The following is a 26,746-nucleotide window of genomic DNA, read 5'->3' on the forward strand; positions in this document are numbered from 1 at the left end:
GCCGAATGGATTGACATGCGCACGCAGCCTCCCTACGTTCCCGAATACACCCGATGTTTTGATAACCCGTCAGGTTTGGAGGGCGACGATGACCTCGCATCCGGAGAAGCGCTCGCCAGTTCCGCGCCGATCCGTACTCGGTGGCGCGCTGGTCGGGGCGGCGGTGGCGGCGCTGCCCGGCACGGCCCGCGCCGCGCAGTCCGGGCCGGCCGGTCCCTCCGGTGACAACGGGCCGGCCGGCGTCGGTGCCGCGCTGCCCTGGAAACTCCGCGACACCATGACCTCCGACCCTGCCTGGGAAGGATTCCTGCACGGCCAGGACCTGGTGTGGACCAGGCTGCCGACGCTCTGGTACGAGGGCCCCTTCCTCGGGGACGGACTGCTCGGCAGCATGGTCTACCGGGAGCCGGACGCCAACCGGATCCGCTTCACGGTCCAGCACGGCCGGGTCCAGGACCACCGCCCCGAGTTCGGCAGCGGCTGGGGCACCTGCCGGCTGCCGGTCGGGCACCTCACGCTCGATCCGGTCGGCACCATCACCGCCGTCGACTGGCGGCTGAGCCTGTGGAACGCCGAACTCACCGGAACCGTCACCACCACCGCCGGCACCCTCACCCTGTCCGCCCTCGTCCATGACGGAGTCTTCGCCGCCCGCGTGACCGCCGCCGGCGGCGAGGAGGTCACCTGGACGTTCCACCCCGAGGAGGCCGTCAGCCCCCGGCACATCAGCGAGGCCCCACCCGCCGGGTACACCGCCAACCCGCCCTGGACCACCGCGACCACCGCGGACGGGACCGCGCAGGTGCTCCAGCCCCTGACCGGCGGCGGTCAGACCGCGACGTCCTACCGCCGTGCGGGCGAGGACCTGTTGCTCAGCGTCGGCCACAGCTTCCCCTCGCCCTCCGCCGCCGAGGCCGACTCACTGCGCAACCTGCGGCGCGCGCCGTCGTACGACGCCCTACGGCGCCGGCACACGCGGTGGTGGCACGCGTTCTACCGGAAGAGCTTCGTGTCGTTCCCGGACCAGCGGCTGCAGAGCTTCCATTGGATCCAGCTGTACAAGGTCGCCTGCGCAAGCCGCGCGGGCGGCCCCGTGATGGCCACCTCCGGACCGTGGCTGGAGCCCACTCCCTGGCCCGCGGTCTGGTGGAACCTCAACGTCCAGCTGGAGTACTGGCTCATCCAGGGCTTCAACCATCCCGAACTCGACTCGCTCACCAGTACGTTGCGCCAGAGCCGGGAACAGCTTGCCGTCAACGTGCCCGCCGCCTACCGTTCGGACAGCTCCGGCATCGGGCGCAGTTCCGACATGTTCGCCAACCGCGCGGTGGGCGAACCGGGTACCGGAGCGGAGACCGGCGACCTCACCTGGGCGCTGCACAACGTGTGGCTGTCGTACCGGCACTCCATGGACAGGTCGCTGCTCCGCGACACCGTCTACCCCGTGCTGCGCCGGGCGATCAACTACTACCTGCACTTCCTCACCCCGGGCAGCGACGGCAGACTCCACCTGCCGAGCACCCTCTCGCCGGAGTACCCCGTGGTGCCCCCGCAGGACACCAACTACGACCTGGCACTGATCCGCTGGGGCTGCCAGACCCTCGTCGAGTCGGCCCAACTGCTGGGGATCGACGACACGTTGAAGCCGCGCTGGCAGGAGGTGCTGGCCCGGCTGACGCCGTACCCGGTCGACGACAACGGCTTCATGATCGGCGCCGAGACCCCGTACGCGCAGTCCCACCGGCACTACTCGCACCTGCTGATGGTCTACCCGCTGTACCTGGTCAACTGGGACCAGCCCGAGCACCGCGACCTGATCACGAAGTCGGTGCAGCGCTGGCACGCGCTGACGGGAGCCCACCGTGGCTACAGCTACACCGGCGCCGCCTCGATGTACGCCATGACCGGTGACGGCGACACCGCGATCGGGTACCTGCGGAAGTTCTTCGACCCCGGCACCCGCTACCCCTGTCGCGCCAACACGCACTACACCGAGGCCGGTCCGGTCATCGAGACGCCGCTGTCCGCCTCACAGTCCCTGCACGACATGTTCTGCCAGAGCTGGGGCGGTGTCGTCCGCGTCTTCCCTGCCGTCCCGTCGGCCTGGAAGGACGTGACCCTGCACAACTTCCGCACCCAGGGCGCCTTCCTGGTCAGCGCCGTGCGCAAGGCGGGCGCCACGCGGTTCGTCCGGGTCAGGAGCCTTGCGGGCGAACCGCTCAGGCTCCGGCACGACCTGAGCGGATTGCTCACCGTGGTGCTGGACGACGGCACCCCGGCCCGCACCCGGGATCTGGGCGACGGCACCCTCGCCATCGATCTGCCGAAGGACCGCGAGGTGCTCGTGCACCCCGGTTCCCGGCCGGACCTCGTCATCGCACCCGTCGCCGTCGGCGAGCCGGGACCGGCATGGGGTCTGCCGTAGCGTCCCGGCCTTGATCGCAGCGGAAGGCGGTTCCCCGGGTTCCCGGTGGCGGCTGGGCGTGCGGGCCGGTGCGCGGCCCGGCGGCTGGTTGGAAGACCAGCCGCCGGGCAGCCGGCGCCTGTTCGACGCGCTGCTTGATCTCACCGATGAGGTACTGCGGCGGCAGCAGTCGGTCGTCCTCGGGGCGGATCGCCGCCTCACCGGCCTCCGGGACCCAGCGGCAGCGGAACGCCCGCCGCCGTCCTCCCGCGTCGACGAGGCAGTACGCCTGGAGCCCGGGGAACGTCGTGGTCGCGAAGGTCTCGGTGGTGGGCATTCGGCGATCACCCGCCGCGTCCACCCCGTCCGCGGCCCGCACTTCGGTCCTGCCGCCGGACCGGGACACCCCCGCCTGGAGCACCGCGGTGCGCGCCTCCCCCATCGCCGTCGCAGACGACCTCAGCCGTACCGGCTCGGACGCGGCGGACGTACGAAGGGCGCCGGACTCGCCGCGAACAGCCGCGCATCCTGGGCGGATCGCGGAACCCGGCTCCTGACCGCGGCAGCCGGGGGCGGGCGCGTCACGCACGGCGCCGGTCCATGGAAGCCGATCGACCACAGCCGAAGACCGTGTCTAGGCGCCCGAGGTCACAGCCCTCAGCTCGGCCAGTGACTCCCGAATCAGCTCCTGCATCGGGCGCTGCTCGGCCGGCGCGATCCAGCGCTCGAAGGCGATCTTGAAGACGGCGACCGCCGCCTCGGCGGCCAGGCTCGCGGTCGGCTCCGCGACACCACGGCCGCGAAGGGTGCCGGTCAGCGCGGCCGCCAGCGAGGCCAGCTTGATCAGTTCGCGTTCCTGGAGCTCCGCGTTGGCCGTTATGACGGCGTGCCGCCGGCGCGCGAACTCACGCCTGTCGGCGAACATGTCGGCGACCGCCTCCAGACCGACCGTCAGCGCGTCGAGCGGCGCGGCGGACTGCGGAGCGCCCGCGACCGCCCGGACGAACAGGTCCTCCAGCTCACCGGCGCCGGCGAACAGCACCTCGCGCTTGTCGGCGTAGTGCCGGAAGAAGGTCCGCTCCGTGAGCCCGGCGCTCTTGGCGATCTCCGCCACGGTGGTCTGCTCGTACCCGCGCTCGGCGTAGAGCTCAAGTGCGGCTTTCGCCAGCCGTCCGCGCGCGTCCGGCTCCCATCTACCCATGCCGAGATCTTACGTGATGACAGACACTGACATCGGGTGTAGCGTCTATGACAGTCACTGACATCGACTGTTTGGGGCCTCCCATGCGCATCTTCGTCACCGGCGCCTCCGGCTGGATCGGATCCGCCCTCGTACCCGAGCTCCTCGACGCGGGACACCAGGTCGTCGGCCTGGCCCGCTCCGATGCCTCAGCCGCCGCGCTCACCGTGGCCGGCGCGGAGGTCGTCCGCGGCACCGTCGACGACCTCGACCTGCTGCGGGACGCGGCCGCCGCGTCGGACGGGGTGATCCACCTCGCGTTCAAACACGACATCGCCTTCAGCGGCGACTTCAAGGGCGCCGCCGAAGCCGACCGCCGCGCGGTCGACGTCTTCGGCGACGCGCTGGCCGGCAGCGACCGGCCCTTCGTCCTCGCCTCCGGGCTGGCCGGTCTCGCGCCCGGGCGCGTGGCGACCGAGCGGGACATGCCCACGCCCGACGACTCCGCGATCACGATCCGAGCGGCCACCGCGCAGCAGGTGCTCGGGTTCGCCTCGCGCGGGATCCGCTCCACCGTCGTGCGGCTCTCGCCGACCTGCCACGGCGAGGGAGACAACGGGTTCATGGCGACGCTGGTCTCCATCGCCCGCGACAAGGGGGTCTCCGGCTACATCGGCGACGGCACCAACCGCTGGCCGGCCGTCCACCGCCTCGACGCCGCGCGCCTGTTCGCCCTCGCGGTCGAGCGGGCACCGGCCGGATCGGTGCTGCACGGGGTCGCGGAGGAGGGCATCGCGATCCGGGACGTCGCCGAGGTGATCGGCAGGAACCTCGACGTGCCGGTGGTCTCCGTGGCCCCCGAGGGCGCGGCCCGGCACTTCACCTGGCTGGCCGGCTTCATCGGCCTCGACGTGCCGGCGTCGAGCGCCCTTACCCGCGAGCTCCTGGGCTGGCAGCCTGCCCAGCCGGGCCTCCTCGAGGACTTCGACAAGGGGCACTACTTCTCCGCCCCCGCCGGCAGCGCCTGACGGCAGTAATCCGCCGCGAGGGCGGGCAGCGGGTGTCGTGGGGCAGGCTACGTCTGCCCCACGACGGACGACGGCTGCCTCAGGGCGGACGACGGACACCCCTGCGCACACAACGGCTGCCTCACGGCGGACGACGGGCGATCGGCAGATCAGCCGGCTCGACGCCACGGCCGTAGATGCTGATCGCCGGGAGCCGATGGCCGTGACGGCGGTCCGGGCGTCGCCGACCGCCGGTCGAACCGGTCGCGGAGGAGCGAGGGCCGGCGACGCCACGACCGCGACCTCTCACCTGCGGGACGAGCGGACGGCCGGCCCGTAGGGTGGGAACCGTGACCGGCGAGACTGATCTGCAGACATTGCTCAGCGGTATGCGTCCGGAGCTGAATCCGGGGCGTTATGTCTTCACCATGGCGGAGGGCGGCGTGCCGTCCGGTGTCACCCCGGTGGTGACCGTGGCCGAGCAGGAGGGTCTGACCCTCGTCGTGCCGCAGGCCGAGGCGGACGCGGCGGGGATGGCGTACGACTATGTGGCCGGGTGGATCACCTTGCGGGTCCACTCGGCACTGGCCGCTGTCGGACTGACCGCCGCCTTCTCCCGTGCCCTCGCCGACGCGGACCTGAGCTGCAACGTCGTCGCCGGCTTCCACCACGACCACCTGTTCGTGCCGTACGAGGACACCGAGCGGGCGATGGAGGTCCTGCGGAACCTCGCCCGCGCCTCCTCCTGAAGTCCTCAAGCCCCATGGCCCACACCTGATGCACGACAGCAGGGCACGCGTCGGCGGCACACCCCCCGTCTCGCGTCGATCGTCACGTCGTGCCCCGGGCCCGGTGCGAGCAGGCGCTCGCCACCCTGTGCCACGCCGTGCGCGAGACCCGCGCCGAACACGCGGCCGCATCCCCACCGGAGGACCGACCGTGACGGCACACCCGCCCGACGTACCGGCCTGGACCGTCTACGGCCAACGGCAGCTCGAGCGCGGCTACTCCCCGCCGGTACCCGACCGCATCGACTGGGGGTTCTGGCCCGGGGTCGGCCCGGGTACCGAAGTCCTCGGAGACATCCGGGGCAGGCGGATCCTCGACATCGGGTCCGGGCCCGGCCATCACGCGGTCCACCTGGCCCGCGCACACGGTGCGCGTGTCGACGGCGTCGACCTGTCTTCCACCCAGCACCGGCGTGCCGTCGGCGATCACGGGGACGAGCCCGGTGTCCGCTTCGTGTGCGCGGACGTCGCCGAACATCTGCGGAGGACGGAGCCGTACGAAGCCGCCTGCGCACTGCGCACTCTCGCCTGCATCGACCCGGCCCATCTGCTTCCGGCGCTTCGCAACGGCCTGCTCCCCGGCGCACCGCTCGTCTTCTCGGCCCTGCACACCGATGCCGACGGGCAGGGGCCGTCCGGGGTGGTGGCGCCGCGCCGGGAGTACATCCGGCTGCGTGACGAGGAACCCATCCCGACACAGATGTGGTGCCTGTCCCCGCAGCTGTGGGAGGACCTGCTGTCTGCCCAGGGCTTCGAGGTGGAGGAGGTCGCCCTCCTCACCGGACCCGATCCGGCAGACCCTGTGATCGTCCAGCTGCTGCGGGCCCGGCGCCGCTAGCGGATGCGCATCCCGCAGTGCTCCCGCCCTCACCGTGCCGGGAACGCCTTGACCCTGCCCCCGAGGGCAAGGTTTAGCGTGTGAGCGAGGTGAGCGGCATGAAAATCGGTGAGCTGGCGCGGCAGGCCGGTGCGACGGCGAAAGCGGTTCGGTACTACGAGTCGCTGGGGCTGGTCACACCCGGGCGCCTCGCCAACGGCTACCGGGACTACGACGAGGACGACGTACACCTGGTGCGGGAGATCAGGGCGCTCCACCGGCTGGGTATCCCCGTCGAGCGCACCAGGCCGTTCCTGGAGTGCCTGGCGGCCGGACGCGCGTACGCGGACGACTGTCCGGCCTCGCTCGCGAGCTACCGCGAGGCCATCGACGAACTCACCGGACGTATCGAGGCCCTGACCGCCCGCCGCGCGACGCTGATCGCCCGCCTGAACACCGCCGCCCACCGGGGCAGCGGCGTCGTACCGCGCAACGAGAGAGGCACAGGAGTCATGGATTATCTGACGCTGCCGACGGACCTGCCCGTCCCCGCGGACGACGGCGCGGCGGACCATCTGCCAGGCATGCAGGTGCCGGGCCTCACCCTGCTGGACACCGCGGGGCGGGAGGTCCGCCTGGACCAGCTCGGGCCCCGTCGCACGGTCGTGTACGTCTACCCGCTGACCGGCCGACCCGGAACCGACCTGCCGGAGGGCTGGAACTCGATTCCCGGCGCCCGCGGCTGCACACCCGAGTCCTGCGGCTTCCGTGACCACTTCCACGACCTCCTCGAAGCCGGCGCCGGCCGTGTCTACGGACTGTCCAGCCAGGACACCGACTATCAACGCGAGGTCGTGGAACGCCTCGGGCTGCCCTTCGGCATGCTCTCCGACCCGGCCCTCGGCCTGGCCGACACGCTCGGCCTGCCCACGTTCGAGGTCGAGGGAATGCGCCTCTTCAAGCGTCTGACGCTCGTCCTGCGGGACGGTGTGATCGAGCACGTCTTCTACCCGGTCTTCCCGCCGAACGAGCACGCGGGACAGGTCCTGACGTGGCTTCACGAGCACCCGCTGCCGGCGCAGGACCGGTCCACCGGCGTCGTTTCGTAGGTCCGGCCCGAGCTGCTCGGCGCCGGAGGGCCTCATGGCGGCTCGGCATGAGGCCCGAGAGGTCCTCCGGTCGGTTCCGCTCGTCCCGGCACCGCTGCACCGGCAGGACGGCGGGGACGGCCGCCCGCGGCTCCGCAGCGCTCGCCGGCGGCAGTTCCCTGTGCGCGGGCAGGGGAAGGCGCAGCGCGGAGGAGGTCACGGAGCCGGGCTTCGGCGGCGGCCCTCGCAGTGGCCCCGGCGCGCCGCCGGGCGACGAGTCCGCCGCGAACGCACCTGCGACGAGCCGGAGTTACGGCATTCGCTGCTTCGACACACCGCCCGCCACGGCATCGGACACTCCGAGCGGCGGACCGACGGGTTCCTCCGGTCGTGCCCGGAAGGGGGTACACGCTCCCGACCGAGGTCGGGCGGCTCCGCGTGGAGCAGCACCCGGCCGGGCGCCAGGACGAGCCGTTCCCTGTGCCCGCCACGCACCGCGGTGTGTGGACTTCTCGCGCGACGGCGTCCTGCGCAGTGGCGAGGACTTCCTCGCACGGCTGGGCGTGGCACGCCTGGACCTGTTGTTCCCACGACGCGGACGAGTCGTCGAGGACGCGGTGGGCGAGGGGCATCCGGCGCCGCCGGAACTGCGCTCAGGGCGAGATTGGTTGCCGCCACCTGCCGGCGGCCTCCATCGAACGCGAGGTGGCCGTGCCCGCCGCTTCGATCCTCGACTCCGGCCTGCTCGCCACGCCCCGTCCCGCCGAGGGAGCGTCCTTCGACTACGCCGCTGCCTCCCCGGAGATCCTGCGGCGGACCAGGGAGATCGTGGCCGTGTGCGAGGCACATGGTGTGACCTTTGCGCAGCCGTGATCGCGATGGTAGCCCGCCGGACCCACCGGCCCGGGGATCGGTGGCTTCAGGGCGCGGACGCGGCCGCTTCCCGCAGGAACGCGACGGTGGTCGACACGAACCGGTCGGCGTCGTCCAGCCAGGGGAAGTGTCCGGCCGCGGGCTGTACGACGAGTTCGGCGTCCGGGAACAGGGCGGCGAACTCCGCCATGGCGGGCGGCGGAGCGCCCGGATCGACCTCACCGGCGAGCAGCAGCACCGGTGCCCCGAAGCGGGCGAGCGCGGCGCGGGTGGCCTCGGGATCGAACGCGCCCTCGGCACCGAACGCGGCTACGACGTCCCGGTTCACCTGCTCGTCCTCGGCGGCCTTGTGCGCCTGGGCCACCTCGTCCCAACGGCCGTAGGAGAAGGGCGCGATGGCGCGGAAGTCCTCGCTCGTGGCCGCTCCCGCTCCGATCGCCTCCAGTGCCGCGAACGCCGCCGGGAACCACGTCTCGCGCCGACGGGGCAGTACGGTCTCGCGCCGGAGCCGGTCGGTGATGGTCAGGCTGACCGCCCTGACGCTCGGTGTGACGAGCACGAGCCGTGCGATGCGGTCGGGGTGGCGGCTCAGGTACTGCACGGCCAGATTGGCTCCGGCGCAGTGCGCCAGGAGGTCCATGCGCTCCAGACCCAGATGCAGGCGCAGGGCTTCCACGTCGTCGACGAGCCGGTCACAGCGGCAGCGGGACAGGTCCTGAGGGATGGCCGACCGCCCGGTGCCAGGAAGATCCAGCAGGATCAGTTTCCGGTGCGTGGACAGTCCGCCCAGCTCGCCCAGATACGTCGACTGCTGTGGCCCACCGGGCAGACACACCACAGGGGCACCGTCCCCGAAGACACGGTAGGCGAGTTCGACGCCGTCGTACGAAATGAAGGATCCCACGGCGGCATTCTGCCTGGCCTCAACTCCTCCCGCCCACCGCTTATTCGACATGAAGACATGACAAGGAAGGGGGTATCACCGCACAACGCACAGGATTCACTCGGTGTAAACCGGCCGGCCCATCCGTATCATCCCTGTGTCAGGGACTTCGGCGGCACGCACCTCCTACACCTCCGAAACCTCATGGATCCGTCGATTCCTCAACCGCGGATCCGCCGATCCACCGAACCGCTGATCCACCCATCCGCCGAACCGTCGAACCGCCGGGGAACTCGCCCCACAACTCCCGCTCCCGGCCTGCCGCAACCGGAGGCAAAGGAGCGCGTCACCGCCACGATTGGAGCCACAGATGTCCGAGCCCACCACACCCGTCACCGAGTTGACGTCGCAATATGTCAGCCAGGTGACCAACGACCTCGAGCACAACGTCAAGGAACAGGAACGCATCACCGCGGAAATCGACGCGCTGCAGGAACAGTTGGCTGCCCTGCAGCACGACCAGACCGTCCTGGTGAACATGCAGCAGGCGCTCGGCGTCGCGCCCTCCGTCGGTTCGCCCGCAACCACCGAGGTCGCCGTGGTGCCCGCACCCCGGGACAAGAACACGCCCGTCCCCGGAACGCGCCGGACGGCGAAGAAGGCGTCCGCGGAGCCGTCCGAGCGCAGGAATCAGCCCGCCAGGAAGCCGGCCGCCACCAAGTCCGCGCCGAAGAAGCTTGCGACGGCGAAGGCTGTTGCGGCCCAGGCTGTCACGGGGAAGACAAGCGGCGAGCCGGGCCGGCCCACGCTGATCGAACTCGTCCGGCGCCATCTCGCGGAACAGCAGGAGCCCCGCTCCGCCGCGGAGGTCACCGAGGCGCTCGGCACGGCACATCCCGACCGGGAGATCCAGACGAAGGTCGTCCGCACCACCCTGGAGAACCTGGTGGCCCGCAACAGTGCCCAGCGCACCAAGCAGGGCTCGTCCGTCTTCTACACCCTCGCCGGCGCGTCCGCACCGGCGGCGCCGAGCGGCGAGGAGTCCGGGTCCGACACCGCGGAATGAGGTGCGGCCGTCCCAACGTGCCGGGCCGCACCGACGGGTGTCACCGGGTTGCGGACAGGGCTGCTCCCGCCCCGCGGTCGTCCTCCTCTCGCCGCCGACCGACCGAGCTGCAGGGACGATGCGTCAGAAGCGAGTACTCAACTCACTGGCCCGCAGTGGCTCTCTGTCGCATCTGGTCGAACTCGGTCACCGGGTCACCGCCGGTCCGCCAGGGCCAGGCGGTGACGACGCCGCCGATCACCTCGAAGACGGAACCCGCCTCGGCGCGGCGTTCGGCCGCCATCAGGGCGTAAGCGAGGAGATTGAGGTCCGCGAGCGCCTTGGCGTGGCGGAGGAACCCGGGCTGGCCCCATGTGTGCGCCGCGCGGTCCAGGGCCTGCGCGGCCATCAGCTGGGACCAGTGGCTCCGTGCGACCAGCGCCTCGACCCCGCCGCGGTCGAGGATGGCGTGGTACTGGTGGACCTGGGCGGTGAGTTCGATCGCCGCACATGGTGCGTTGGCGGGCATGCGGGCGCGCAGTGAGTCCACGAAGTCCAGGACCTGGAGGCGTGAGCCGCCCTCTCCCGGGCTCAGGTAGCCCAGCATGTTCACATAGGCCTCGCGGTTCCAGCGATCACGAGCGAGCACCTCGTTCCACACCCCGAAGACCTGGCTCTGCTCGCGGCGCTCCAGGCGTGCCACGCCGAGGAGGGCCACCCAGGGAGTGGGGTCTGCCGGGGCGAGCTCGGCAGCGCGCAGACAGCTGTCGACGGCCCCGGCGGGGTCTTCCAGGTGCCCCTGGAGGCGGCCCTGTGCGACTTGGGTCCAGGCATGCAGGACGAGTGCGTTGGCGCTGCGGGGCTCGCGCGTGGCCCAGGCCCGCGGCAGATGCGAACCGGCGAGGTATCCCGCCAGGACGTCCATGCGATGCGTCCGGCGGTCCCAGTCGCCCGGGTCCTGCTCCAGGACGCGGGACATCTGCGCCACACACAGGTCCGTGGTCGCGATGGTACCGGTCCTGGTGGTCGCCACGAGTGACTTCAGCAGCTTGCCCAGCTCCTGGTCGTCGAGTTCCGGAGCGAGGCGGACTCGTCTGCGGCGACTTGAAAGAAATGCCATGGCCGGAGGCTAGGCGGGATCCGCGGGCGCACAAGAGCTTGGCCGAGATCGTTATGGTTTACACGAATCAGCAGGCATCTGTCCGGCCCTCCGGGGCCCTCCTGCGGCACGCGGAGGTCCTCCTGGGGCCGTCCTGCCGGACGGCCGGATGCGAACGGCCGCCGCACCCCCAGCCGCTTGCCTATAGTCCGGTCCATGCCCGAGATACAGCTGCTCCGCCCCGATCACGCACCCGCACTACTCGCCTTCGAGCAGCAGAACCGGGCCTACTTCGCCGCGTCCGTCCCTGACCGTGGGGACGACTACTTCGCCCGGTTCGACGAGCGGCACCGCGCCCTGCTGGCCGAGCAGGGTGCCGGTATCTGCTTCTTCCATGTGCTGGTCGACACCGAAGGCCAGGTGGTGGGTCGGATCAACCTCGTCGATGTCATGGACGGCGGCGCCGCACTCGGATACCGGATCGCCCGGCGTGCCGCGGGCCGGGGACTGGCGACCTGGGCCGTGCGGGAGATCTGCGGCCTTGCCGCCAACAGGTACGGGCTGACCGTCCTGCGCGCCGCGGCCAGGCTCGACAACGCGGCCTCACGGGCCGTACTGACCCGCTCGGGGTTCGCCGTGGTCGGCGAGACACGGCTCTCCGGCCACCCCGGCTTGTCCTATCTCCGCAGCCTCGCCAAATTCACTGCTCCACCTGGTGCGCCGAGCGCCTAGACCTGTCCCGTCGATCGGCCCGGCTCGGTCTTCGGCAATCCGCACCGTCAGGAGATCAGCGCTCACGAGATCAGCGCGCATGACTCCACCTGACCTCCGTCTTCATCTGGACACGACGATGACGTCCCGAGAGACGGAACCAGCAGGCCGCCGCCCTCCCGCCAACGTGCGGATCCACACCGGGAGATGAGTAAGCAGGACCCCTGATATGGTGCGCCGATGTCGTCGACCAAGCAGTTCCAAGTCACCTTCGACTGTGCGGAACCCGAGCGCGTCGCTCGCTTCTGGTGTGAGGTGCTGGGCCACGTCGCACCACCCCCACCGGAGGGGTTTGCCACGTGGGACGATTTCAACCGCTCCCTGCCCCCTGAGGAGCAGGGTTCATGGTTCGCCTGCAGTGATCCCACGGGTGTGGGCCCGCGACTGTTCTTTCAGCGCGTTCCCGAAGGCAAGGTCGTCAAGAACCGGCTGCATCTCGACGTGAGGGTCGGCACCGGGCTCGTGGGTGACGAGCGCCTCGCCACGCTCGAGGCGGAATGCGCACGCCTGGTCGCGCTCGGCGCGGTACGCCTGCGACTGCTGCCTGCCGATGACGACAACGAGTCGTGCATCGTGATGCAGGACATCGAGGGCAACGAGTTCTGCCTCGACTGAGCGTCCGCGAGCCGGCGAGGTGGGGGGCGTCTCCCATGGACCTCTCTCACTGACGGCTTCGAAACGAGGCGCTCGTGCCGCCAACCCCTCGCCCAACGTCGCCAGACACCTTGTAGTGCGCGGTCGTGCCGGTGTGTTCGGGCGGCCTCCGTCGCGAGCACGATGCCGTGCCGGTTCAGGTCGGTGAACCGCTCAAACGCGGCAGGCGCGTGGCGATGCCGGGTTCACGTGCCGTGCAATGGTGTGAGCTGACGCGACGCTCCCCGCGGAACAGGTCGGCTGCACTGGCGTGACGGCCTGGCGGCACCTGCGGGACTGGACCGAGGCCGGCGTCTGGCCGCAGCCGCAGGACGTACTGCTGGCTGAGCTGCGGTGGCCGGTCTGCTGGACACGGACGACGCCCGGATCGACGGCTCGTCCGAGCGCCGGAGGGGGCCCACACCTGACCTTCGCCCGTCGGGCGACCCCTGTCCGGCGCCAAGCACCACCTGATCGCCGACCGGCACGGCTCTCTTCTGGCCGTATCACTGCCAAGCGGGAATCGCCCCGATGTCGCGCAGGTCATGCCCCTGCTGGACACGATGCCACTCATCCCCGGGCCGCACGGCCGGCCACGTCACCGGCCAGGGCGGCGGTTCGCGGACCGCGGCTACGACTACGACTACGAGTGGGAGTGGGAGTGGGAGTGGGAGCCAAGATCGATTGTCAGTGGTGCGTGAGACGGTAGGAGCATCGAGTCGGAACGAGGGGGAGCTGTCATGTCCGGAAACCAGAACTACATCAACCACGTTGCTCTAGTGCTGGACGCCAGTTCGTCGATGCAGCATCTGAGCCGCAAGGTCGTCGAGGTCGCCGACCAGCAGATTGCATATCTCGCCCGCCGATCGAGGGAACTGGACCAGGAAACCCGCGTCACGGTGTACGTCTTCGCAGACAAGGTGGAGTGCGTCATCTACGACAAGGACGTACTGCGCATGCCGTCGCTGAAGCAGCTGTACCGGGTGGGTGGAATGACGGCCCTGCTGGCGGCCGCTTTGAAGTCACAGCGGGAGCTGGCACAGACGGCTCAACTGTACGGCGACCACAGCTTCCTGACGTTCGTGCTCACCGACGGGCAGGAGAACGCAAGTCATCGCTGCCCGGATGCCCCTGCCAGGGATCCGCGTGAACTGGTCGACGCCGTCGCCGGCATGATCGCGACGCAGCAGGACAACTGGACGCTGGCCGTCCTTGTGCCGGACCAGATGGGCAAGCGCGAGGCCATGCAGTGCGGTTTCCCGAAGGACAACATCGCCATCTGGGACGCCACGAGCACACAGGGTCTGCAGGAGGCCGGCCAGGTCATCCAGCAGGCGACCGAAAAGTTCATGGTGGGCCGCACCCAGGGCATCCGGGGATCGCGGGCGGTGTTCTCCATGGGTGCAGAGGCGGTCAACAAGGACACCATCAAGGCGGCCGGCCTCACCCCGGTGGACTCGTCGCAGTACCACCTCATCCCCGTCGATCGCGAGGCGGCGATCCGGGACTGGGTCATAGCATGCGGGCACACCTACCGTACCGGCGGTGCCTTCTACCAGCTGAGCAAGTCGGAGAAGATCCAGGCGCGGAAGCAGATTGCGGTGCTCGAGAAGAAGACCGACCGGGTGTACACGGGGCCCGAGGCCCGAGCCCTGCTCGGCCTGCCGGACGTCGAAGTGCGCGTAAGGCCGGACCACAACGACGGGTTCACGATCTTCGTGCAGAGCACCAGCGTGAACCGCAAGCTCGTCCCGAACACGCGGCTGCTGCTCATGCTCTGACGCCTTGGAAGCACCCGCCCCGTCTAGGAGAGCCGACGTCCCGGCACCCCGCGAGCGACAGAGTCGACGGCTGCGGACACGGCAGGCCGGGTCTTGCCCTTCTCCAGAACGGACTGGGGACGAGGCGGTCGAACGAGGACTCGTCTCGGCCCTTCCGGAGACCATCAGTGAGGAATACGCCGGGGCACCCAGGCAGCCACGGGGCGAACCGGTGAAGTGATGGAACGTCACGGGTCCCTCGCTCCGGCCCTTCGCCGATCCCGACGCGGACATGACCGGTACGGGCAGCAAGAATACGCTCACGACGACGCGTGTGTGGTCCCCGGCCGTACCCGAAGAACGTCTTGGCCTGTACCTCCTCGCAGTCGGGGTGGTGCTCGCTGTGGTGGCGCGCCTGTTCTCCGTCCGGCGCGACTGAGCAGCGCCCAGGCTGGGACGACGAGCGATCTCTCCCACCCACCTCAAAGGGGTGCTTTCTCAGGCGTGTGGGGCCCGGCCGTGCTTCGGCCGGACCCCACTCCCACGTCAGGCGTGATGTGCTCCTCGCACTCAGGCGCCTTCGCCTGCCAGCGGTACCAGCGGTCCCTGCGGCCGCCGCTGCCCGCGGGTCGGACGACGAAGCCCAGCAGCCAGGCGACCAGCAGCCATCACCGGATACGTACGTCAGGTCGGCCAGCGGATTCAACGGCATGACAGTTGTCATGCGCAACGCCGGACGACGGGCACTGGGGCCCATGCGCCGTCGGCCGTACGGTACTTCTCATGACGAAGAGCAACGGAAAAGGTGCGCAGAAGACCGACGTCAAGGTGAGCCTGATCGGTGGTCACCGCTTGGCGGGCTCCACCCTCCACGAGCGAACCGTCACCGCGTCCCTCATCGGCGGCGCCGACATCGACCTGACGGACATCGACATCCCGGACGGCGCCGAGCTGCGCATCACCAAGCTGAGCTTGATCGGCGGCGTGAGCCTCAAGGTCGCCGGCGATGTACGGGTGGAGGTTCACGGGCTGCGCCTGGGAGGAGTGAAGGACGACGGCCCGAGCGAGCCGGGCGGCCCGACGGTGCGGATCGACGCCTGGGGTCTGATCGGCGGCGTCACCGTCCGCCGCGCCTAGGACCTGACTGGAGCCGTGATCACATGGCGGGGAACAGGGACGGGCCGGGATGGTGCTCGGGCTCGTAGCTTGCAGTTGGCCCTGATACGCCGCCCGAGGACCTGATACGCCGCCCGAGGAGGTGAGACCCATGAAAGCCGTATCGACGTGGGTGCTCCCCCTTCCCGCCACGGCCGGCGATTGACGTGGGTGTCGCCGGGAGCGCGCACCGCGCACGACGAGCAGGAGATCGCCGCGCTGCGCAAGGGGCAGAGGGCGGGCGAGCCGGAAGGGCCGATCGTCGTTCGTTACAGCGCCCGCGTGGTGGAGTTCGCCGTTCCCGAGTGGCAGGCGACCCTGGACGCCCTTCAGGAACTTCCGGAGAGCGGCGCCGTTCGGGCGGTGGGCTACGTCGGCATCCGGGAACCCAGGCCCTGCCACGCTCGAATCTCCTCGATGCAACGCTCCACCGCGTTTCGCTCCTTGGACTGCTCAGCCTCATGGCCCACCGATCGGAGCGGACGGCCCACCGTTCCGCGCACGCTGACCTTCCCCGACACCGTGACGAACCGCCCGGTCGGCGTCAACGGTGCTCGTGATCAATACAGTTGACGCCTGACCGGCGGATCACGTGACAACTAGGCTGCGACAATGATGGAACGCGTAACCGACGTGCCCGAAGGCTTCGCCCAGTCTGCAGATCCGGTCCGGGCGAATGACTACGACAGCTTCGCCGAGGAGTACTCGGCGGAGACCGAGGACAACCTCGTGAACGCGTACTACGCGCGGCCCGCGATGCTGACCCTCGCCGGAGACGTGGCCGGCCGCCGAATCCTGGACGCCGGCTGCGGCTCCGGGCCCCTGTCCGCTGCACTGCGCGACCGCGGTGCCGCCGTCACCGGCATCGACGCCAGCGCCGGGATGCTGGCGTTGGCCAAGCGGCGGCTCGGCGACGGCGTGGCCCTGCACCAGGTCGACCTGAGTGACCGTCTGCCGTTCGCCGACGGTGCGTTCGACGACGTGGTCGCGTCGCTGGTCCTGCACTATCTGGAGGACTGGGGGCCGACGCTGGCCGAGATACGGCGAGTGCTCAGGCCCGGCGGCCGGCTGATCGCTTCGGTGGACCACCCTTTCGTGGCCTACACCATCGAGGATCCCCGGCCCGACTATTTCGCGACGACCAGCTATACATTCGACTGGATCGTCAACGGGCGGTCCGTCCCGATGAAGTTCTGGCGCAGGCCGTTGCACGCGATGATCGACGCCTTCACCACCGCCGGCTTCCGCCTTGCCTTCATCAGCGAGCCGCAGCCCGAGCCGGCCGCCCGTGAACTGTTCCCCGACGGCTTCCACGACCTTTCGACCAAACCCAATTTCCTGTTCTTCGTCGTCGAGGTACCGCCGTCGGCTGCCGGCTCGGAAGACTAGCCAGTCGCGGATGGGGACAGCGGATCGGGCCGTACGCCGAGACGCTCCAGGACGTACGGCGGGGCGTCGTTGATCCGCTCACCCACCGCCAGCAGGGACGGGGACGGCTCCCGGATGCTCGCGGAGTTCGGCAAAGGAAGCGGGATCGGCGATGAGCGTCGTCGGCAGGCACGGTTCATTCGCGCGCGGTGTCCTCGGCCTCCCAGCGAAGCAGGTCGCCCGGCTGGCACTCGAGCACCTCGCAGAGCGCGGCGAGCGTCGCAAAGCGCACCGCCTTGGCACGACCGTTCTTCAGTACCGCGAGGTTGGCGGGCGTGATCCCTACGCGGTCCGCGAGTTCGCCCACGGACATCTTCCGCCTGGCCAGCATCACGTCGATGTCGACGGCGATCGGCATCAGATCACCTCGTCCAGCTCGGCCTGCATCTGCGCCGCTTCGACGTCGCGGGCGACAGCCTGGGCGAGCAGCATCCGCAGCACGAGCACGATGAGCGCGACTCCCAGGATGGCCACGCCAATCCCGCCCATGATGAGGGTGACGCCCGGGTCGTCCCGCTGGCCGGACGCATTCAGGGCCGTGACCGAGAACCACATGAGAGCAGCCGCAACGATCGCGCCGATGATGACGTCCACGTACCGGAAGGCGGCGTGGGAGAACACGGTTCCGCGTCGCACCATCGTCACCAGTCGCCACACACAGACCATGGCGACCTGGGCCGTCCCGATGCCCAAGATCGTGATCACGCGCAGCGGGGTCAGCGGGAGCGACCCGTCCTCCGGGTCGTTCCCGCTGACCAACGCCCACACCATCAACGCCTGTACGAACACGGTGCCGGTGAGCACCACCACGAGCACGGCTCGCAGCGCGCGCACTGTCAGCTTTCCCATGACCCATCCTTCCATCGAGCTACGATGGGAATCTATCGATTCTCGATAGGTGAAGCAAGGGTCAGGGCTGGCCGGAGGGCGGGCGGCGGTGTCGCACCATGACGGGATGCCGCCGTCCCCTTCCGCGGCACGGCGCGGAAGGCTCCCCGCGTCACGACGACGGCGGTATTCCAGCGCAACACAACACAACGCAACGCACCGGATCAGGAACATTGCGTGAGCTTCCGCCATCTTCCCGATCCGGAGCGCGACCGGCGATCGCTCGCCCACCGATCGAGGCGTGCCACGTCTTATGGTCACCACCAGCCAGCTCGTTCGGCGAATCCGGCGCTGTCGTATTCGATTCGGCTTGCGCCGGCAGTCGGCACGGGAGCAGAAAGGCCACCCCTTCTCTCACATCTGTCATGCCGGGGTGCTCTGCGTGTTTCATAGAAGTGTGGTCTGCGGTGCGCGACCATACGGACGCGGCACAGCGCATTTTCCAGCCGGTGGGCGCCATGGTGCGCTGATGGTGCGGGTCGATGTGCTCGGCCAGCAAAACCAACGCCGTCAAGAGCGACAGCCGACAGAGAGAACCAGAGAGAACACCGAGACAGGAAGAAGGACGGGCATGTCCGGCAGTGAGAGCGAGAATCCTGCAATCCCTTCACCGACGCCCACACCAACTCGGCGGCCGAGGACGAACCGGGACTGGTGGCCCAATCAGCTGGACCTTCAGGTTCTCCACCAGCACTCGCCCCGAGCGAACCCGATGGACGAGGACTTCGACTACGCGAAAGAGTTCGCGACCCTCGACGTCGACGCGCTGAAGCGTGACGTCTTCGAGGTGATGACGACATCACAGGACTGGTGGCCTGCCGACTACGGTCATTACGGGCCGCTCTTCATCCGGATGAGCTGGCATGCCGCGGGGACGTACCGCATCGCCGACGGCCGCGGCGGTGGCGGCAGCGGCGCACAGCGCTTCGCCCCCCTCAACAGCTGGCCGGACAACGCGAGCCTGGACAAGGCGCGCCGTCTGCTTTGGCCGGTCAAACAGAAATACGGCCGAAAAATCTCCTGGGCCGATCTGCTGGTCTTCGCCGGAAACTGTGCCATGGAATCCATGGGGTTCAAGACGTTCGGGTTCGGTTTCGGGCGAGAGGACATCTGGGAACCCGAGGAGATCTTCTGGGGGCCCGAGGACACATGGCTCGGGGATGAGCGCTACAGCGGAGACAGGGAACTCACCGGTCCTTTCGCCGCTGTACAGATGGGACTGATCTACGTCAATCCGGAGGGGCCCAACGGAAACCCGGACCCGTTGGCTGCCGCCGGGGACGTTCGGGAGACGTTCGCCCGCATGGCGATGAATGACGAGGAGACGGTCGCACTCATCGTCGGCGGCCACACCTTCGGCAAGTGTCATGGCGCGGTCGAACCCACTTATATCGGCCCGGAACCGGAGGCCGCCCCCATCGAGCAGCAGGGCCTCGGCTGGCGGAACACATACGGCAGTGGCGCGGGCCCCGACGCGCTCACCAGTGGCCTGGAGGGCGCCTGGACCACCCGGCCGACCACGTGGGACAACGGGTATCTGGACAATCTGTACGGGTATGAGTGGGAGCTGACGAGCAGCCCCGCCGGGGCCCATCAGTGGACTCCCTCGGATCCCGCAGCCAGGAACACCGTCCCCGACGCCCATGATCCGTCGAAGCGGCACGCCCCCATGATGCTGACGACGGACCTCGCCCTGAAGGTGGACCCGATCTACGGCCCGATCACGAAGAGGTTTCACGAGAACCCGGACGAGCTCGCGGTGGCGTTCGCCAAGGCGTGGTACAAACTGCTCCACCGCGACATGGGGCCCGTGTCGCGTTACCTCGGCCCGTGGATTCCCGAGCCGCAGCTGTGGCAGGACCCTGTTCCCGACGTCGATCACAAACTGGTCGGGGACGAGGACATCGCTGCCCTCAAGGGCAGCATCCTCGCTTCGGGCCTTTCCATCTCCCAGCTGGTCACCACCGCATGGGCGTCGGCGGCAAGCTTCCGCGGTACCGACAAGCGGGGCGGGGCGAACGGAGCACGCATCCGGCTCGCGCCGCAGAAGGACTGGGAGCTCAACGACCTCCCCGAGGTGACCGAGGTACTGGCTACGCTCGAGCGGATCCAGCAGGACTTCGCACTCTCCCAGACCGACGGAACGCGGGTCTCCCTCGCCGACCTGATCGTCCTCGGCGGGTGCGCGGCCGTCGAGCAGGCCGCGAGGAACGCCGGGCACGACATCACGGTTCCGTTCGCACCGGGCCGTACGGACGCCTCGCAGGAGCAGACCGACACGGCGTCGTTCGCCGTGCTGGAGCCCAAGGCGGATGCTTTCCGCAACTACCTTCCGGCGGGCGAGAAGCTGTCGCCGGAGACCCTCATGCTCGACCGCGCCAACCTGCTCACGCTGACCGCTCCCGAGATGGCGGTCCTGATCGGTGGCATGCGGGTCCTGAACACCGGCTTCAAGGGGTCCCCCCATGGTGTCATGACCCACCGTCCGGGAATGTTGACCAATGACTTCTTCGTCAACCTGCTCGACATGGGCACGGAGTGGAAAGCGTCGGCTACGGACGAGAACGTGTACGAAGGCCGGGCTCGCGCCACGGACGAGGTCAAGTGGACCGCCACCGCCGTCGACCTGATCTTCGGTTCGCACTCCCAGCTCCGAGCCGTCTCGGAGGTCTACGCGTCCCAGGACGCGGGAGAGAAGTTCGTACGTGACTTCGTGGCGGCGTGGAACAAGGTGATGAATCTCGACCGGTTCGACCTCGCCTGAGCCCGACGTCCCGGTCGACCCTCATCGGCCGACCGGGACGCGGCGAAGTATGGCACCCTACACCTGGTCAACAGCTGGCCGAGCCGGCGCCGTGGGCGCACTCGTCCCCGGTCCCAGGTAAGGCGGCGACGACGTTCAGCCCCGCCCGTCGGTGTGCTGCCAGGGGAACGGCGCGAGGTCGGGCTCGACCCAGCCGGTCCTGGCCGGGGCGCCGGCCAGCGTTGAGGGCCGGTAGAAGCGAGTGAGCAGCTTCTTGTCGAGCAACGCGGGGTGCTGGTCGGCGAAGGCGTCGAAGTCGGCGGTGTCCGGCCGGCCCGCGTGGTGGCCCACCAGCTCGACCCAGGCACGGCTGACGGTGGCGTTGTACTTCTGCGGGACGCCTGCGTAGCGGGCGGTGCGCTGGATACCGTCGCTGATCAGGTCCCCCGCGGCGTCGGTGCCGTAGCGCCGAACGGCCAGCCAGGTCAGGTGAACGTGCTGGCGGTGTCCGAACCGCTCGGCCGTGGCCATCGCCTCCGCCATCAGCTCCGTGAACTCCGAAGCCTGCGCATTCGCGTCGTGTTCGCCGGTGCTCATGCCCCCTCCTTGATCAACGCATCCAGCACGGTGTAGAAGCCGGCGACCGCTTCGGCAGGCAGTCCGGCCAACGCGCGGCTCTCAAGGTCAGCCAGCGTCTGCCTGATCAGGGCAGCTGTGGAGCGTCCGGACTCGGTGAGCTGGATCAGTACCGAGCGGCGGTCACCGGCCCGCGTGCTCCGGGTGATGTGACCACGTCGCTCCAACCGGTCCAGCACGCCGGTGAGTGTGGTGGGGCGCGTGCCGACAGCAGCGCCCAGCTGAGACACGGTACGGCCGTCGCCGTCAGCGAGGTTGGCCAGTGCGTTGATTTCGGAGGCGGTCAGATCGAGATCGACGAGCTCGGCGGCGATCAGCTGCAAGGTGGCATGGGTAGCCCGCTGCAAGGTCAGCAGCAGCGACCGGTCAGGTGATACGGATTCGGACTTCACGCTTTCGGATAGTACGGAAACGTATTAATGAGCGCAAGCTTCCGTGGTAGCCGACCTGCCGCACACGGCGTCGGCTGCCAACCGTCGACGGACACGGACTTCCGTCTTGGTGGCCGCTATGGCCGCTGCGGCGGCCGTGCTCCTGAGGCCCCGTCTGCCGGGACCGCTGCACGCGGGAACGCGGCAGTGCCCCGGAGGAGTCCGTCGACCAGCCGGGAGGACGCAGTGCATCACGCGGACCGGCTGGTGGCCTCCCTGACACATGACAGGTCGTCAGTGCTCCCAGGCACCCGGCCCATCACCTCGCCACTCCACCCAGTCGGCGGCCGCCACGTCCTCCGGCTCGACGCCGTCGACACCGGCCCGCTGCAGGAACTCGGCCACGTCGAGCAGTGTGTAGGCCATGCCGACGAAACGATCGCCGACACGGACACGGCGACCGCCGTCCCCGGCGGGCGGGTAGACGACGACCTGCACGGTCATGCTCCCAGGATCCGCGATCGCCACGCCGACCGCGCGCCGAGACGCCGCCCCCACGGGCTCTTGCTGGTCAGCACGCTTCCGTGAGCTCTGACCTTGCGTGATGCGCATGGTTGCACGGGCACCCTGTCCCCCGCGGAGTCCCCCGCCCCGGGTGTCCGTTCTTCTCACCACCGGCATGGTCTGCCGACTTCGTCAGCCGACCCGCACGAAAGTTGCCGAGCCACTCGGCCGGGTTGACCATGGCATAGGTACGGCTCATCACCATTCGAGCGATTACGTCACCATTCAAGCAATGTGGATGGGGTTTTCATCGGGGCTTGCACGTTCGACCTGTGGAGGACTCATGAACACGACTCGATCCCGTGCCCGTTCCGCCGCCGTCTGCGCCGCCACCTTGTGTCTGCTGGGCGTGCCATCGCTCCCGGCTCTCGCTGCTTCGTCGTCACCCTCACCGTATGGGGTCTCCACCCTGGACAAGCAGCTCCTGACCGCGGCCCACCAGGGCAACCTGTGGGAGATCGCGACCAGCCAGCAAGCTCAGAGCGCCGCGGCCACCGCCTGCGTCAGGCGTGTCGCCGCCGAGTTCATCCGCGACCACCACGCCCTTGATGCCGGTGTCGTCAAGACCGCGGCAAGACTCGGCGTGGCACTGCCGTCCGGGCAGACGGATGCGCAACTGAAGCAGACCGCCGCCCTCAAGTCCCTCGCCGGGACGGCCGCGTACGATGCCGCGTGGCTCAAGGCTCAGTACCCGGCCCATGCGCAGACCCTCGCGCTCATCGACAAGGAGATCGCCTCGGGCACCAACCCGCTCGTGAAGTCCCTGGCCAAGAGCGCGCGCCCGGTGGTCGCACGCCACACCCAGATGGTCAACCGCGGCGTGTGCCGCGCAGTAGTGCCCGCCGCCTCACAGACGTGACCGCCGGTCCACTGATTCTCTGCGCCGCACGGGTGAACTCCTTTACGGGCACCAACCGCAAGGTACGGCTCGGCGTCGTGACGGGCATGGAAGTCATCAACGGGGTCCACGTGTCCCAGCCGGGTCTGGTCGTCGTCGACATCACGGCCGCCGACGACCAGACCGCCTTCGCCTTCCACGCCGCCCTGGCCGCGATGTGGGCAACGACCGCCCTGGAACGCACCATCCGCATTCCCGGACAGTCGGGAGTCCGCCTGCGCTGCTATCTGGACATGCGCCAGCCCCCGGAACCGTGACGTGATGGCTGACACGTAGACGGAGTCACGAGGCGACGGGTTCTCGCCTGCCGGCAGGTGCCCGACGGCTATGCAAGGTCACGGTCCTATGCCGTCCGCGCTCACGTCCGCAACCCGCCAATCCGAGCCGCGTTGGCCCTCGTGTGGACGACGAAGCCCGATTCCCCGGTCATGCCCGGCTCCTGGGCTCCTACTGGCTGGACTCTCCCGACTGGCATCCGCCGAAGGCCTGCTGTTGCTTCGCCCCACCTCCACGGAAGCGGGTACGCGGCGCGCGCATGGCCCGGACTGCCCTGACCGTGGCCGCCTACGCTCTCATCCTCGCCGCGCTCGCCCTCACCGCGGCCAACTGACGCCTCGGCGTTGAGGGATTCCAGGAGGCGGCGGTGAACTGCTCTGCCTGCCCCGTGGCCTCGATCGCCGGGTACGAGCGTTGGCTTCTCGCCTCGGCCCGGCGCCTCGGCCCCTCGCCTTGGCCTGACATGTCGGCCCGTTACCTCGGCCTCACGTCTCCGACTGTGACCTCGACATCCCGCCACGCACGAGGCGGACCCTCACCTGCTGAAGCGTGGCGGCGGCCGTCACACTCGCTGCTCACGCGCTCGCTTGGGCCAGCCCCGGCATCGTGGCCTTGGACCGGGTGCGGCTACGGGCAGCGCGGTCCAGTGCGTACTGGGCGGTGAGGCAGGCGACGGTCCAGCAGGCGAGCAGTGTGTATCCGGTCGCAAGGTGTGCGGAGTGGAAGTAGGACGCTCCACGCAGGGCACGGACGGCGATGCCGGGTGGCATGCCGTAGGCGAGGGGGGTCAGCCATGCGGGCAGGTACTGCGGGGGGAGGATGCCTCCGCTGGATGCGTTGCCGAGGATCAGCAGCGCTATGGAGGCCAGGGGGATTCCCGCGGGTCCGCAGGTGCGCATGATCAGGCCGGCGGAGGCAGCCAGAGAGAAGGCGAGCAAGGCAGTAACGGCCGCGGTGGTGGCGAAGGCAGCCGGGATCGCGCCGAGGGCGAGACAGGCTATGGACGCGACGACCAGGCCGGAGGCGGCGGAGAAGGCGGCCATGCTGGTGATACGCGCGGCCAGAGGCATGCGGGGAGCGAGCTGGTACGAGGACACGGCGAAGAGGTAGCCGGCGAGTACGACGCCGAAGCACGAGTAGAAGATCGACAGCCCGCGGGAGTCGTGCTGGGTCAGCGGCACCGTGTCGCTGACGGGAATGGGATGGCCGAGTGCGGCAGCGACGGTGGCCTGGATCGACCCGATGGCGGAGGGGCCCTGGGCGCCGGCCACCATCAGCTTCAGGTGTCGGTGTGCGTCGGTGACCAGGGCGGCGGGGACTTCGTCGTGCGCGATGGCGGCGCGGGCGGCTGCCGCGTCCGGGTACCGGTGGAAGCTCATCGCCTGGCCGTCGAGGTCGTTGACCGCTAGTTCGATGCGGGCCGCGGTCGTATCAGGACCGGCTATGCCCAGGGGCAGGCGGTGGGAGGTGGGGGCGTGGAAGGCCGCGAGGAACACGGCGATGAAAGCGGCGCCGACGATCAATGAGGTGACCACAGGAACGGTGATGGCCTTGCGGCTTGGAGCGCCGGCGGCCAGAACCGGGGCCGGTATGCCGTGCTCGGTGTCGTCCAGATGGTGGGGCTGATCGTCTGCGCGGTGGCGGGGCCGGCTCGGCTCTTCGAGGGCCGCCTGGGGGTTCTGGGAGGACATGGCACTTTCTTGTCGAGGATGGGGCGTGGAGACCGGGATGGATGGGCATCGGTGCCGGTCTCCGTGCCGAGGATGAGGTCGGGGGGAGTAGTCGCCGTCGAGGGGCGACGGCCGGTGATGTGGCCGGCGTCAGCGGAGTCGAGGAGGGGGTGCCCGGTGGCGTTCTGCCATGTCGAAGCGCGGAGACCGAGGGCGCCATGGCCTTCGATCCACTGGGGCAGCGGCATGGTGTCGCCGGGACGCGAGTGCCGGTAGCCGGATCCGCGTTCCGCGTTCCGCGTTCCGCACACCACCCTGCCGCCGGCATCCGGCGGGCGGCGGCCTGCTCAGCCGGGAACAGCCGGCCGCGGGTGTTGATGGCGGAGATGCGGTGCCGTTCGCCCGGGGCGGCGTTCTCCAGCGCGTCGAAGTGCTCGCCCTCGCGCATCGTGACGGGTCCCGTGCCGCCTGCTCATCGCCCCGGTGGCCGATGACGACGGCGGCGCCTTCGGCCCTTTCCTGGAAGCCCGAACAGTGCACTGCCCCCATGACTGAGCTCCTCGCACTCATGACTGAGCTCCTTCCACTGGTGAATCGAGCCATCACCGGGCACCTGCATCCGCTCGGCGACTCCGGGCAGTGCCTGAGTGGGACCGTGGCGCGTCCGCTGTGCAGGGCGACACGCCGAGGCTAACACTAAGCGCAGGAAACCCTTCAGTTACGTGGGTGTGACGTAGTCTCGGTGCGCAGGCCCGGACGAGAGCAGAGGTGAATCGGTGTCCGCCAGACCAGCCGGAGGGCGCCCGGCATCGCGGCTGCGCACGGACGCAGCGCGCAACCGCGCCCAGATCCTCAGCGCCGCCCGCGGTGCCTTCCTGGAATCGGGGACCGCCGTGCCGCTGGAGGAGATCGCCCGTCGGGCGGGCGTGAACATCGCCACCCTCTACCGGCGCTTCGCCAACCGTGACGCGCTGATCGCGGCGGTCGTCATCGAGGGGTTCGGCATCGCCCTGGACGCGGCCCGGTCGGCGGCGAAGACGGCTCAGGCCGATCCGATCGCGGCCGTCGAGTCGTTCCTGCGGAGCATGATCGACAGCCGCCACCTGCTGGTCCTGCCCTTGATCGGCGGGCCGCAGACCGACGACCCCGAGGCACGCGAACTGCAACATGACATCGCCGCCGCGCTGGAGGAGATCCTGGCCGAGGGGCGCCGGCACCATGCGGTCCGCGCGGACGTCACGGCAGTGGACCTGATCATCACCGCCGCGCTGCTGTGCCGCCCGCTGCCCCACCTCCCGCACGAGCAGGCCACCACGCTGACCGCCCGCCACCTCGGCGTCTTCCTCGACGGGCTACGCCCCGACCGCTCGCGCACCCTGCCTCGGCCCCCCAGTACCGAAGAACTCGCCGACCATCTTCACGGCGGCACGGCCGCCACCGTCGAGGGCCAGGCGCGCAAGCGCTGACACGGGCGTTCGTGGTGCCGCGTACGCATGGCGATTGGGGCTCAACAGGAAGGACTTCGATCGGGCGCGGGGCGAGCGTGCCCTGGCCTGGGTGCTCCCCAACCGCAACGAGTGTCAGCCGTACGGCAGATGCGAGGAGGGCGGGGTGCACCCACCGCCCCCGACGTGCGGCGCACTCGGGCGAAGTCACCAGCGTGATCCGGGGTGATGACGTGCGGCGCCAAGTCGTGAGCCACGAGGCCACAGAACCAGCCGAAGCGCTCGGTGGCGGGCAGAGACAGGTTGTTGTGCAGTGTCAGCACA

The 26,746-nt window shown here is 69.5% G+C and carries 29 protein-coding genes and 2 pseudogenes; 19 read left to right on the forward strand and 12 right to left on the reverse strand.

Annotated elements, in window-relative coordinates; genetic code table 11:
• Positions 1–88 precede the first annotated feature (88 nt).
• Positions 89–2,425, forward strand: a complete 2,337-nt coding sequence (locus ABZ919_RS14105) for a Tat pathway signal sequence domain protein (RefSeq protein ID WP_361246992.1) — start codon at positions 89–91, stop codon at positions 2,423–2,425.
• On the opposite strand, the gene ABZ919_RS14110 is transcribed toward ABZ919_RS14105, so the two are convergent.
• Together ABZ919_RS14110 and ABZ919_RS14115 are read right to left on the reverse strand one after the other, a co-directional pair.
• A complete protein-coding gene (locus ABZ919_RS14110) occupies positions 2,373–2,741 on the reverse strand; it encodes a hypothetical protein (RefSeq protein WP_361246995.1) in 369 nt (122 codons plus the stop codon). The two genes, ABZ919_RS14105 and ABZ919_RS14110, sit on opposite strands and share 53 nt — an antisense overlap.
• 297 nt (positions 2,742–3,038) lie before the next feature.
• Positions 3,039–3,605, reverse strand: coding sequence for a helix-turn-helix domain-containing protein (locus ABZ919_RS14115; protein ID WP_361246997.1), 567 nt, complete (start codon positions 3,603–3,605; stop codon positions 3,039–3,041).
• Between the two features lie 83 nt (positions 3,606–3,688).
• On the opposite strand from ABZ919_RS14115, the gene ABZ919_RS14120 reads away from it, so the two are divergent.
• The 5 genes from ABZ919_RS14120 to ABZ919_RS14140 all read left to right on the forward strand — a co-directional run bounded on the left by ABZ919_RS14120 (position 3,689) and on the right by ABZ919_RS14140 (position 8,157).
• A complete protein-coding gene (locus ABZ919_RS14120) occupies positions 3,689–4,612 on the forward strand; it encodes an SDR family oxidoreductase (RefSeq protein ID WP_361247118.1) in 924 nt (307 codons plus the stop codon).
• A 329-nt stretch (positions 4,613–4,941) separates the two neighbouring features.
• A complete protein-coding gene (locus ABZ919_RS14125; RefSeq protein WP_361246999.1) occupies positions 4,942–5,340 on the forward strand; it encodes an ACT domain-containing protein in 399 nt (132 codons plus the stop codon).
• Positions 5,341–5,530: 190 nt separating this feature from the next.
• On the forward strand, positions 5,531–6,217 hold the full coding sequence (locus ABZ919_RS14130) for a class I SAM-dependent methyltransferase (RefSeq protein ID WP_361247001.1): 687 nt from the start codon (positions 5,531–5,533) through the stop codon (positions 6,215–6,217).
• An 80-nt stretch (positions 6,218–6,297) separates the two neighbouring features.
• Positions 6,298–7,305, forward strand: coding sequence for a MerR family transcriptional regulator (locus ABZ919_RS14135; protein WP_361247003.1), 1,008 nt, complete (start codon positions 6,298–6,300; stop codon positions 7,303–7,305).
• 690 nt (positions 7,306–7,995) lie between these two features.
• On the forward strand, positions 7,996–8,157 hold the full coding sequence (locus tag ABZ919_RS14140; RefSeq protein WP_361247006.1) for a hypothetical protein: 162 nt from the start codon (positions 7,996–7,998) through the stop codon (positions 8,155–8,157).
• Positions 8,158–8,203: 46 nt separating this feature from the next.
• On the opposite strand, the gene ABZ919_RS14145 is transcribed toward ABZ919_RS14140, so the two are convergent.
• Complete coding sequence (locus ABZ919_RS14145; protein WP_361247008.1) at positions 8,204–9,061, reverse strand: alpha/beta hydrolase; 858 nt, start codon at positions 9,059–9,061, stop codon at positions 8,204–8,206.
• 349 nt (positions 9,062–9,410) lie between these two features.
• Between ABZ919_RS14145 and ABZ919_RS14150 the strand changes: the two genes are divergently transcribed.
• The gene (locus ABZ919_RS14150; RefSeq protein WP_361247011.1) at positions 9,411–10,106 is read left to right on the forward strand and encodes a hypothetical protein; all 696 of its coding nucleotides are present in this window, start codon (positions 9,411–9,413) and stop codon (positions 10,104–10,106) included.
• A gap of 142 nt (positions 10,107–10,248) precedes the next feature.
• Here ABZ919_RS14150 and ABZ919_RS14155 read toward each other — a convergent pair whose 3' ends face one another.
• Positions 10,249–11,205: a hypothetical protein gene (locus tag ABZ919_RS14155; RefSeq protein WP_361247014.1), complete on the reverse strand. Its 957-nt coding sequence runs from the start codon at positions 11,203–11,205 to the stop codon at positions 10,249–10,251.
• A 195-nt stretch (positions 11,206–11,400) separates the two neighbouring features.
• Between ABZ919_RS14155 and ABZ919_RS14160 the strand changes: the two genes are divergently transcribed.
• The 4 genes and pseudogenes from ABZ919_RS14160 to ABZ919_RS14175 all read left to right on the forward strand — a co-directional run bounded on the left by ABZ919_RS14160 (position 11,401) and on the right by ABZ919_RS14175 (position 14,369).
• Positions 11,401–11,916, forward strand: a complete 516-nt coding sequence (locus ABZ919_RS14160) for a GNAT family N-acetyltransferase (protein ID WP_361247016.1) — start codon at positions 11,401–11,403, stop codon at positions 11,914–11,916.
• A gap of 219 nt (positions 11,917–12,135) precedes the next feature.
• On the forward strand, positions 12,136–12,570 hold the full coding sequence (locus ABZ919_RS14165) for a VOC family protein (protein WP_361247018.1): 435 nt from the start codon (positions 12,136–12,138) through the stop codon (positions 12,568–12,570).
• 274 nt (positions 12,571–12,844) lie between these two features.
• Positions 12,845–13,232 (forward strand): annotated as a pseudogene (locus ABZ919_RS14170) (IS5/IS1182 family transposase); the annotation flags it as partial.
• Positions 13,233–13,328: 96 nt separating this feature from the next.
• Positions 13,329–14,369, forward strand: coding sequence for a vWA domain-containing protein (locus tag ABZ919_RS14175; protein ID WP_361247021.1), 1,041 nt, complete (start codon positions 13,329–13,331; stop codon positions 14,367–14,369).
• Between the two features lie 566 nt (positions 14,370–14,935).
• Here ABZ919_RS14175 and ABZ919_RS14180 read toward each other — a convergent pair.
• Positions 14,936–15,013: pseudogene (locus ABZ919_RS14180) on the reverse strand (hydrophobic protein); the annotation flags it as partial.
• 118 nt (positions 15,014–15,131) lie between these two features.
• Between ABZ919_RS14180 and ABZ919_RS14185 the strand changes: the two are divergent.
• From ABZ919_RS14185 to ABZ919_RS14195, 3 genes are all read left to right on the forward strand, one after another.
• Positions 15,132–15,485, forward strand: coding sequence for a hypothetical protein (locus ABZ919_RS14185; protein WP_361247024.1), 354 nt, complete (start codon positions 15,132–15,134; stop codon positions 15,483–15,485).
• Positions 15,486–15,665: 180 nt separating this feature from the next.
• A complete protein-coding gene (locus ABZ919_RS14190; protein WP_361247026.1) occupies positions 15,666–16,076 on the forward strand; it encodes a hypothetical protein in 411 nt (136 codons plus the stop codon).
• Positions 16,077–16,118: 42 nt separating this feature from the next.
• Positions 16,119–16,892 (forward strand): class I SAM-dependent methyltransferase, encoded by a 774-nt coding sequence (locus ABZ919_RS14195; protein ID WP_361247121.1) that lies wholly within the window; start codon positions 16,119–16,121, stop codon positions 16,890–16,892.
• Here the strand turns inward: ABZ919_RS14195 and ABZ919_RS14200 are convergent.
• From ABZ919_RS14200 to ABZ919_RS14210, 3 genes are read right to left on the reverse strand one after another with little or no spacing between them, the layout of a single operon-like run.
• Positions 16,889–17,026 carry a hypothetical protein gene (locus ABZ919_RS14200; protein WP_361247028.1) on the reverse strand — a complete coding sequence of 46 codons (138 nt, stop codon included), beginning with the start codon at positions 17,024–17,026 and terminating at the stop codon, positions 16,889–16,891. The two genes, ABZ919_RS14195 and ABZ919_RS14200, sit on opposite strands and share 4 nt — an antisense overlap.
• Positions 17,027–17,067: 41 nt before the next feature.
• Positions 17,068–17,289, reverse strand: coding sequence for a helix-turn-helix transcriptional regulator (locus tag ABZ919_RS14205; protein WP_361247031.1), 222 nt, complete (start codon positions 17,287–17,289; stop codon positions 17,068–17,070).
• On the reverse strand, positions 17,289–17,780 hold the full coding sequence (locus ABZ919_RS14210; protein WP_361247033.1) for a DUF2975 domain-containing protein: 492 nt from the start codon (positions 17,778–17,780) through the stop codon (positions 17,289–17,291). The genes ABZ919_RS14205 and ABZ919_RS14210 overlap by 1 nt, the downstream gene beginning before the upstream one ends.
• Before the next feature lie 610 nt (positions 17,781–18,390).
• Between ABZ919_RS14210 and katG the strand changes: the two genes are divergently transcribed.
• A complete protein-coding gene (katG, locus tag ABZ919_RS14215; protein ID WP_361247036.1) occupies positions 18,391–20,583 on the forward strand; it encodes a catalase/peroxidase HPI in 2,193 nt (730 codons plus the stop codon).
• 135 nt (positions 20,584–20,718) lie between these two features.
• Here the strand turns inward: katG and ABZ919_RS14220 are convergent, their stop codons facing one another.
• The 3 genes from ABZ919_RS14220 to ABZ919_RS14230 all read right to left on the reverse strand — a co-directional run bounded on the left by ABZ919_RS14220 (position 20,719) and on the right by ABZ919_RS14230 (position 22,073).
• On the reverse strand, positions 20,719–21,159 hold the full coding sequence (locus ABZ919_RS14220) for a hypothetical protein (protein ID WP_361247038.1): 441 nt from the start codon (positions 21,157–21,159) through the stop codon (positions 20,719–20,721).
• Positions 21,156–21,590 carry a MarR family transcriptional regulator gene (locus tag ABZ919_RS14225; RefSeq protein WP_361247039.1) on the reverse strand — a complete coding sequence of 145 codons (435 nt, stop codon included), beginning with the start codon at positions 21,588–21,590 and terminating at the stop codon, positions 21,156–21,158. Before ABZ919_RS14225 ends, ABZ919_RS14220 begins: the two co-directional genes overlap by 4 nt.
• Positions 21,591–21,863: 273 nt before the next feature.
• Complete coding sequence (locus ABZ919_RS14230) at positions 21,864–22,073, reverse strand: hypothetical protein (protein ID WP_361247041.1); 210 nt, start codon at positions 22,071–22,073, stop codon at positions 21,864–21,866.
• A gap of 343 nt (positions 22,074–22,416) precedes the next feature.
• Here ABZ919_RS14230 and ABZ919_RS14235 point away from each other — a divergent pair, with 343 nt between their 5' ends.
• The 3 genes from ABZ919_RS14235 (at position 22,417) to ABZ919_RS14245 (ending at position 23,641) form a co-directional block, all read left to right on the forward strand.
• Positions 22,417–22,992 (forward strand): DUF4142 domain-containing protein, encoded by a 576-nt coding sequence (locus tag ABZ919_RS14235; RefSeq protein ID WP_361247044.1) that lies wholly within the window; start codon positions 22,417–22,419, stop codon positions 22,990–22,992.
• A 32-nt stretch (positions 22,993–23,024) separates the two neighbouring features.
• Positions 23,025–23,288 (forward strand): DUF6207 family protein, encoded by a 264-nt coding sequence (locus ABZ919_RS14240; RefSeq protein WP_361247047.1) that lies wholly within the window; start codon positions 23,025–23,027, stop codon positions 23,286–23,288.
• Positions 23,289–23,431: 143 nt separating this feature from the next.
• Entirely contained in the window at positions 23,432–23,641 is a 210-nt protein-coding gene (locus ABZ919_RS14245; protein ID WP_361247049.1) for a hypothetical protein, read from the forward strand.
• 241 nt (positions 23,642–23,882) lie between these two features.
• On the opposite strand, the gene ABZ919_RS14250 is transcribed toward ABZ919_RS14245, so the two are convergent.
• Entirely contained in the window at positions 23,883–24,998 is a 1,116-nt protein-coding gene (locus tag ABZ919_RS14250) for an ABC transporter permease (RefSeq protein ID WP_361247052.1), read from the reverse strand.
• A 755-nt stretch (positions 24,999–25,753) separates the two neighbouring features.
• Here ABZ919_RS14250 and ABZ919_RS14255 point away from each other — a divergent pair.
• Entirely contained in the window at positions 25,754–26,443 is a 690-nt protein-coding gene (locus tag ABZ919_RS14255) for a helix-turn-helix domain-containing protein (protein WP_361247054.1), read from the forward strand.
• Positions 26,444–26,746: the final 303 nt, after the last annotated feature.

Source organism: Streptomyces sp. NPDC046759, from assembly GCF_040645475.1.
Taxonomy (GTDB): Bacteria; Actinomycetota; Actinomycetes; order Streptomycetales; family Streptomycetaceae; genus Streptomyces.

Coding starts and splice junctions, on each gene's coding strand:
- ABZ919_RS14105 (WP_361246992.1), top strand. CDS start 89: ATGACCTCGCATCCGGAGAAGCGCTCGCCAGTTCCGCGCCGATCCGTA.
- ABZ919_RS14110 (WP_361246995.1), bottom strand. CDS start 2,741: ATGCCCACCACCGAGACCTTCGCGACCACGACGTTCCCCGGGCTCCAG.
- ABZ919_RS14115 (WP_361246997.1), bottom strand. CDS start 3,605: ATGGGTAGATGGGAGCCGGACGCGCGCGGACGGCTGGCGAAAGCCGCA.
- ABZ919_RS14120 (WP_361247118.1), top strand. CDS start 3,689: ATGCGCATCTTCGTCACCGGCGCCTCCGGCTGGATCGGATCCGCCCTC.
- ABZ919_RS14150 (WP_361247011.1), top strand. CDS start 9,411: ATGTCCGAGCCCACCACACCCGTCACCGAGTTGACGTCGCAATATGTC.
- ABZ919_RS14155 (WP_361247014.1), bottom strand. CDS start 11,205: ATGGCATTTCTTTCAAGTCGCCGCAGACGAGTCCGCCTCGCTCCGGAA.
- ABZ919_RS14160 (WP_361247016.1), top strand. CDS start 11,401: ATGCCCGAGATACAGCTGCTCCGCCCCGATCACGCACCCGCACTACTC.
- ABZ919_RS14165 (WP_361247018.1), top strand. CDS start 12,136: ATGTCGTCGACCAAGCAGTTCCAAGTCACCTTCGACTGTGCGGAACCC.
- ABZ919_RS14175 (WP_361247021.1), top strand. CDS start 13,329: ATGTCCGGAAACCAGAACTACATCAACCACGTTGCTCTAGTGCTGGAC.
- ABZ919_RS14185 (WP_361247024.1), top strand. CDS start 15,132: ATGACGAAGAGCAACGGAAAAGGTGCGCAGAAGACCGACGTCAAGGTG.
- ABZ919_RS14195 (WP_361247121.1), top strand. CDS start 16,119: ATGGAACGCGTAACCGACGTGCCCGAAGGCTTCGCCCAGTCTGCAGAT.
- ABZ919_RS14205 (WP_361247031.1), bottom strand. CDS start 17,289: ATGCCGATCGCCGTCGACATCGACGTGATGCTGGCCAGGCGGAAGATG.
- ABZ919_RS14210 (WP_361247033.1), bottom strand. CDS start 17,780: ATGGGAAAGCTGACAGTGCGCGCGCTGCGAGCCGTGCTCGTGGTGGTG.
- katG (WP_361247036.1), top strand. CDS start 18,391: ATGTCCGGCAGTGAGAGCGAGAATCCTGCAATCCCTTCACCGACGCCC.
- ABZ919_RS14220 (WP_361247038.1), bottom strand. CDS start 21,159: ATGAGCACCGGCGAACACGACGCGAATGCGCAGGCTTCGGAGTTCACG.
- ABZ919_RS14230 (WP_361247041.1), bottom strand. CDS start 22,073: ATGACCGTGCAGGTCGTCGTCTACCCGCCCGCCGGGGACGGCGGTCGC.
- ABZ919_RS14235 (WP_361247044.1), top strand. CDS start 22,417: ATGAACACGACTCGATCCCGTGCCCGTTCCGCCGCCGTCTGCGCCGCC.
- ABZ919_RS14250 (WP_361247052.1), bottom strand. CDS start 24,998: ATGTCCTCCCAGAACCCCCAGGCGGCCCTCGAAGAGCCGAGCCGGCCC.